This window comes from Microbacterium umsixpiens (genome assembly GCF_053543675.1).
Map to the genome: position 1 here is coordinate 26,338 of NZ_JBLVOH010000163.1, position 5,712 is coordinate 32,049.

Genomic DNA, 5,712 nt, shown 5'->3' on the forward strand with positions numbered 1-5,712 from the left:
CGTCGCGCGCGACGAAGTCCGCGGCGACGGCCTCGATCCCGGTCGTGTCCTGAGCGCTCAGCGGTAGTCGCGGTCGCGGTGCTGTCCGGTCTCGTCGCCGGATCCGACCCGTGCCGCTTCCCGCGCACGCAGCTCGACGCGGCGGATCTTGCCGGAGATCGTCTTCGGCAGCTCGGGGACGAACTCGATGATCCGCACCCACAGGTGCGACGACAGGCGGTCGTGCGCGTAGGCGAAGATCGCGCGAGCCGCGTCTTCCGCGCCGTCGGTGGCATCCGGGGTCAGGCAGACGTACGCCTTCGGCACGGCCAGACGCGTGGGGTCGGGGCTCGGGATCACGGCCGCCTCGATCACCAGGTCGTGCTCGAGCAGCACCGACTCGAGTTCGAACGGGGAGATCTTGTAGTCGGAGGCCTTGAACACGTCGTCCGAGCGACCGATGTACATGAGGTAGCCGTCGTCGTCGCGCACCGCGATGTCGCCGGTGTGGTGGAAGCCGCCCGCCCGGGACTCGGCCGTCTTCGCGGGGTCGTCGTAGTACCCGGCCATGAGTCCGAGCGGCGGCTGCGACAGGTCGAGCGCGATCTCCCCCTCGCTCTCGACGACGTCTCCGGTGACCGGGTCGAGGAGCACGACCGGGTAGCCGGGCAGCGGGCGTCCCATCGACCCGACCTTGACGGGCTGGCCGGGGGAGTTGCCGATGCAGGCCGTCATCTCGGTCTGTCCGAACCCGTCGCGGATCGTGCCGCCCCAGGCCTCGCGCACGCGGTCGATGACCTCGGGGTTCAACGGCTCGCCCGCTCCGACGAGTTCGCGCGGCGGGTGGGTGAGACGCGCGAGGTCGGCCTGGATCAACATCCGCCACACGGTCGGCGGCGCGCAGAACGTCGACACGTGATGGGTGTCCATGACCTGCATGAGGGTGTTCGCGTCGAAGCGGTCGTAGTTGTAGACGAACACGGTCGCCTCGGCCAGGAAGGGGGAGTAGAAGCTCGACCACGCATGCTTCGCCCAGCCGGGGGACGAGATGTTGAGGTGCACGTCGTCGGGGCGCACGCCGAGCCACCACATGGTCGAAAGGTGCCCGACCGGGTAGGAGACGTGGGTGTGCTGCACGAGCTTCGGCCGGTTCGTGGTGCCCGAGGTGAAGTAGAGCAGGGCGGTGTCGGTCGCGGGGGTCGGGCCGTCGGGCTCGAAGGCGATCGGTGCGGCGGTCGAGTCGGTGAAGCGCGCCCACTCGGAGGGGATGCCGTCGCCGACGCCGATGCGGAGGATGCCGGGGGCGATGTCCGCGAGCCGATCGGCGAGCGGGCCGAGGGTGACGACCGCGCCGGCTCGACCGTGTTCGACGCGGTATGCGAGATCGGAGGCGGAGAGCAGGGTCGAGGTCGGGATCGACACGGCGCCGATCTTCGTGATCGCCAGCATCACCTCCCACAGCTCGATCGTGTTGTTGAGCATCACGATCACGTGGTCGCCGCGGCGGATGCCGAGACCGGTGAGCCAGGCCGCGACCTGATCGGAGCGCGTCGAGAGCTCGCCGTAGGTCCAGGTGCGCAGGCTCAGGTCGGCCTCGACGATCTGCACGGCCGGCCGGTCGGGGTTCTCGCCGGCGATCACGTCGAACCACTCGAGTGCGAAGTTGAACTCGTCGACCTCAGGCCAGGCGAACCCCGCACGGGCCGCGGCGTAGTCGGTGGCGTTCGCGAAGAGGAAGTCGCGCATCTCGCGAATGGTGTGCGTGGCGGCGGTGGCGCTGCGGCTCATGGTGCTCCCTTGCTCCGGTGCGGACGTGCGTTCCATCTTCGCGCAGGTCACCCGGATCCCGGGGTCACCGCGGCAGGACGCCCGGACCGTCGCGCAGCTCGAACACGAGCTGGGTCTCGGTGCCGCGCACGACCGGGTGCACCGTGATGTGCTCCAGCACGATGTCGCGGAGGGCGGTCGCGTCCTGCACCGCCACGTGCACCAGGAAGTCGTCGACTCCTGCCACATGGAAGACCTGCAGCACCCGCGGGACGCTCGCGAGTGCGTCGAACAGCGCGGTCACCTTGGCGCCGGTGTGATTGGCGAGGCGCACCTTGATGATCGCCTGCAGGGGGAAGCCGAGGGCCGCCCCGTCGATGCGGATGCGGGTGTCGCGGATCACGCCCCGCTCGCGCAGCGCCCGCACGCGGTGCGCACACGTCGACTCGGCGAGGCCGAGCCGGTGCGCCAGGGCCTTGTTGGTCGTCTCGGCGTCACGGGTGAGGACCGCCAGCAGTTCGAGGTCGATCTCGTCGAGTTGCGCTTTCGCCAAGGTGCTCGCCTTTCGGATGCCGGATGCTGCACAGAATAGCGGTCAGAGGCAATTTTCTGGCGGCTTCTGTCGAGTCCCTGCGGATTCCTCGTGATTCCGGCAACGTGGAGGCATGACTGCACCGCTGCATCCCGACACCGTCGCCGTCCACAGCGGGCGCTCCGATCTCGAGGGTCTCGGGGTCCACGCGCTGCCGATCGACCTGTCGACCACGAACCCGCTGCCCGACATCGAGCGCGGAGGCGACTCCTACGAGGCCATGGCCACGGGAGGCCGGCCGCCCGCCGACGGCAGCATGGTCTACGCGCGACTGTGGAACCCGACGGTCGCCCGCTTCGAAGAGGCGCTCGCCGAGCTCGAGCATGCCGAGGCTGCGGTGGCCTTCGCCTCGGGCATGGCGGCGATGACGGCCGTGATCCTCGCGCACACGGGGGCGACCGGCGCACGCCACGTCGTCGCGGTGCGTCCGCTCTACGGTGGCACCGACCACCTGCTCGGGTCCGGTCTGCTCGGCGTCGAGACGACGTACTGCCACCCCGACGAGGTGGCCGCGTCCATGCGGTCCGACACCGGGCTCGTGGTCGTCGAGACCCCCGCGAACCCCACGCTCGACATCGCCGACATCGCCGACGTGGTGCGCCAGGCGGGTTCCGTGCCGGTCGTGGTCGACAACACGTTCGCGACCCCGATCCTGCAGAACCCGATCGACCTGGGCGCCGCGATGTCACTGCACAGCGCGACCAAATACCTCGGCGGCCACGGCGATGTCATCGCCGGAGTCGTCGCCTGCAGCGAAGAGACCGCGGAGGCGCTGCGCCGCGTGCGGGCGGTGACCGGGGGGCTCCTGCATCCGCTCGGGGCGTACCTGCTGCACCGCGGTCTCACCACCCTGCCGGTGCGGGTGCGGCACCAGCAGGAGAGCGCGCGGCGGGTGGTGCAGTGGCTGATCGATCGTCCCGAGGTCGCCGAGGTCTTCTATCCGGGGCTCGACGGAGACCCGCGCGGCATCCTCGAGCGGCAGATGCGCGGCACGGGCGCGATGATCGCGATGCGGATGCGGGGCGGGTTCGCCGCGGCATCCGCCGTCACGACGGCGACGACGCTGTTCACGCATGCGGTCTCGCTCGGCGGGGTCGACTCGCTGATCCAGCATCCGGCCGCGCTCACGCACCGCCCGGTGCCGCCCGAGGCACGTCCTGCCGCCGATGTGCTGCGTCTGTCGATCGGCCTCGAAGACGTCGACGATCTGATCGCCGATCTGTCTCAGGCGTTCGCGGCCGTCGCCGCTCAGAGTGAGGGAAGCCGGATCGTCCCGGTCGCGATGCGCTCGGTGGGCATCCGGTCGCGGTCGTAGGTGATCTCGCGGTAGCCGTGCGGCGTCGGCACCCCGTCTTCGTCGAGGCTGACGAACACGATCTTCTCGATCGTGAGGATGCGCCTGCGCGTGATCATGTTGCGGGCGACCGCGCGCATGGTCAATGACGTCGTGCCGAAATGTGTGGCCTGCAGGCCGATCTCGATCAGGTCGCCCTGCACCGCCGACGCCTCGAAGTTGATCTCCGAGATGTGCTTGGTGACCGCGCGGTAGTTGCCCAGCTGCACGATCGCGTAGATCGCCGCCTCCTCGTCGATCCACTTCAGCAGGCTGCCGCCGAACAGCGAGCCGTTCGCGTTGAGATCTTCGGGGCGCACCCACTTGCGGGTGCGGAAGTTGAGTCCGTCCTCCGACCACGCGGGTGTCTTCTGCTTCGCCATGGGCATGAGAGTAGGCGGGCAGTGAGTCCGCGATGTTACGGCTGGTTTTCCGGGGAGCGACAAGGGCTACCGGGCCACGTTTGTGGACTCACGACAAGAAACTGAGTCCCAGCGACTCTGAGACTTGGTTTCGAACGGCAAATCCGTGGGTCGCGTACCGGCGCGCCCATACAGTCGCCCGTGGCAACGACGCCACTGACCCCCGGGAGTCCTCGATGACGAGTACGAAACCCCACGCGCACGGCAACGGCATGCGCATCGCCGTGATCGTGCTCAGCCTGCTGTTGGCCACGATGGTGATCCTGTTCTTCGTGGTGACGAACAAGATCGCCGCCGGCGCCTCCGAACTCGCCGACGGGACCACGTCGGCGAAGAGCGGTTCGTCCGAGCTCGCCGCGGGTGCCGCCGACCTCTCGGACGGCGCCGATCAGCTCGCGGAAGGCAGCGACGACCTCGCGTCCGGCGCGGCCAGCGCGCAGGACGGCTCGCAGAAGGTGAGCGACGGGGCCACGAAGGCAGCGACCGGCGCGACGACTCTCGCGGAGGGCACCGGAAGTCTCGCCACGGGCGCGGCCTCGGCCGTGGACGGCGCGGGCAGGGTCAGCGGGGGAGCGCAGACCGCGTTCGCCGGAGCCCAGGAGCTCGCGTCGAAGATGGCGAAGGCGGATGCCGGAGCGCAGACCGTCGCGACGGGAGCAGCGAAGCTCGCGGCTGGGGTCGACGGTGCGCATCGATACACGAACGCCGTGCTCGCCGGTGCGACCACCCTGAGCGACACGTTGACCGCCGGCGTGACCCCCTCGGTGCGCACCCTCGCCCACCCCGACACGAAGACTGCCCTCCAGGGTCTGGCCGCTACCGCCCCCGGCAACTCCCAGCAGCTCCGTGATGCCCTCGCCGCGATGTCGGCGGCGGACCCGGACAACGCGCAGCTGAAGGGGCTCGCTGCTCTCGCCGACGGTGTCGACAGGCAGGTGGATGCGATGGCGGCACCGACGGCGGCGGCCCCCGCGCTCGCACAGGGACTCGTCGGCGCCGCAGACGGTGCGACGCGCGTCACGGCCGGTGTCGGGGCGATCGTGAACGGTGATCCCACGCAGGGGTGGCCCGGGACCGTCGCCCTCGTCGCCCCCCAGGCAGCCCCCGCCCTCGCCGCCGGGGCGCAGACCCTGAAGTCCGGTACCGCACAGCTCTCGGCGGGGGCCGCCAAGCTGGCATCGGGACTGCAGACGCTCTCTTCCGGAGCCTCCTCGCTGTACGCCGGAACCTCGAACCTCAGCGCCGGTGCGACCCGGCTGAACGACGGCGCGACCACGCTGGCAACCGGTATCGGCACGCTGCAGTCCGGAGCCGGTGATCTCGACGCGGGCATCGGAAGGCTGGCCGTCGGAGCCGATGCCGTGGCACAGGGGTCGGGAGACCTCGCCGCGGGTGGCGACAAGCTCGAAGCCGGAGCCGCCGACCTCGCCGAGGGCAACGGCCTGATCGCGGAAGGATCCGGCACGCTCGCCACCGCGACGGCCGGAGCCGCGCCGTCGATCCTGCCCTGGATCCTCGGTATCGCGTTGGCCGGACTCGTGGCGATCGGCTTCTGGGTCGGCCACCGCGTCAGCCACCGTCGATCCCTGGCGCTGGCCGCCTGACCCCCACCCCACCCA

General features: G+C 70.2%; 5 protein-coding genes. 2 read left to right on the plus strand and 3 right to left on the minus strand.

The annotated features are described in order from the left end of the window. Positions 1-57: 57 nt before the first annotated feature. Together ACNPM4_RS15955 and ACNPM4_RS15960 are read right to left on the minus strand one after the other, a co-directional pair. Positions 58-1,767 (minus strand): AMP-binding protein, encoded by a 1,710-nt coding sequence (locus ACNPM4_RS15955; RefSeq protein WP_448986334.1) that lies wholly within the window; start codon positions 1,765-1,767, stop codon positions 58-60. 64 nt (positions 1,768-1,831) lie between these two features. After that, on the minus strand, positions 1,832-2,299 hold the full coding sequence (locus ACNPM4_RS15960; RefSeq protein ID WP_029264346.1) for an Lrp/AsnC family transcriptional regulator: 468 nt from the start codon (positions 2,297-2,299) through the stop codon (positions 1,832-1,834). A gap of 112 nt (positions 2,300-2,411) precedes the next feature. Between ACNPM4_RS15960 and ACNPM4_RS15965 the strand changes: the two genes are divergently transcribed. Further along, positions 2,412-3,653 carry a trans-sulfuration enzyme family protein gene (locus ACNPM4_RS15965; RefSeq protein WP_258134234.1) on the plus strand — a complete coding sequence of 414 codons (1,242 nt, stop codon included), beginning with the start codon at positions 2,412-2,414 and terminating at the stop codon, positions 3,651-3,653. On the opposite strand, the gene ACNPM4_RS15970 is transcribed toward ACNPM4_RS15965, so the two are convergent. Then, positions 3,587-4,054 carry an acyl-CoA thioesterase gene (locus ACNPM4_RS15970; protein ID WP_091030723.1) on the minus strand — a complete coding sequence of 156 codons (468 nt, stop codon included), beginning with the start codon at positions 4,052-4,054 and terminating at the stop codon, positions 3,587-3,589. The genes ACNPM4_RS15965 and ACNPM4_RS15970 overlap by 67 nt on opposite strands. A 215-nt stretch (positions 4,055-4,269) precedes the next feature. Between ACNPM4_RS15970 and ACNPM4_RS15975 the strand changes: the two genes are divergently transcribed. Continuing rightward, positions 4,270-5,697, plus strand: a complete 1,428-nt coding sequence (locus tag ACNPM4_RS15975) for a hypothetical protein (RefSeq protein WP_448986335.1) — start codon at positions 4,270-4,272, stop codon at positions 5,695-5,697. The last annotated feature ends 15 nt before the right edge of the window (positions 5,698-5,712 follow it).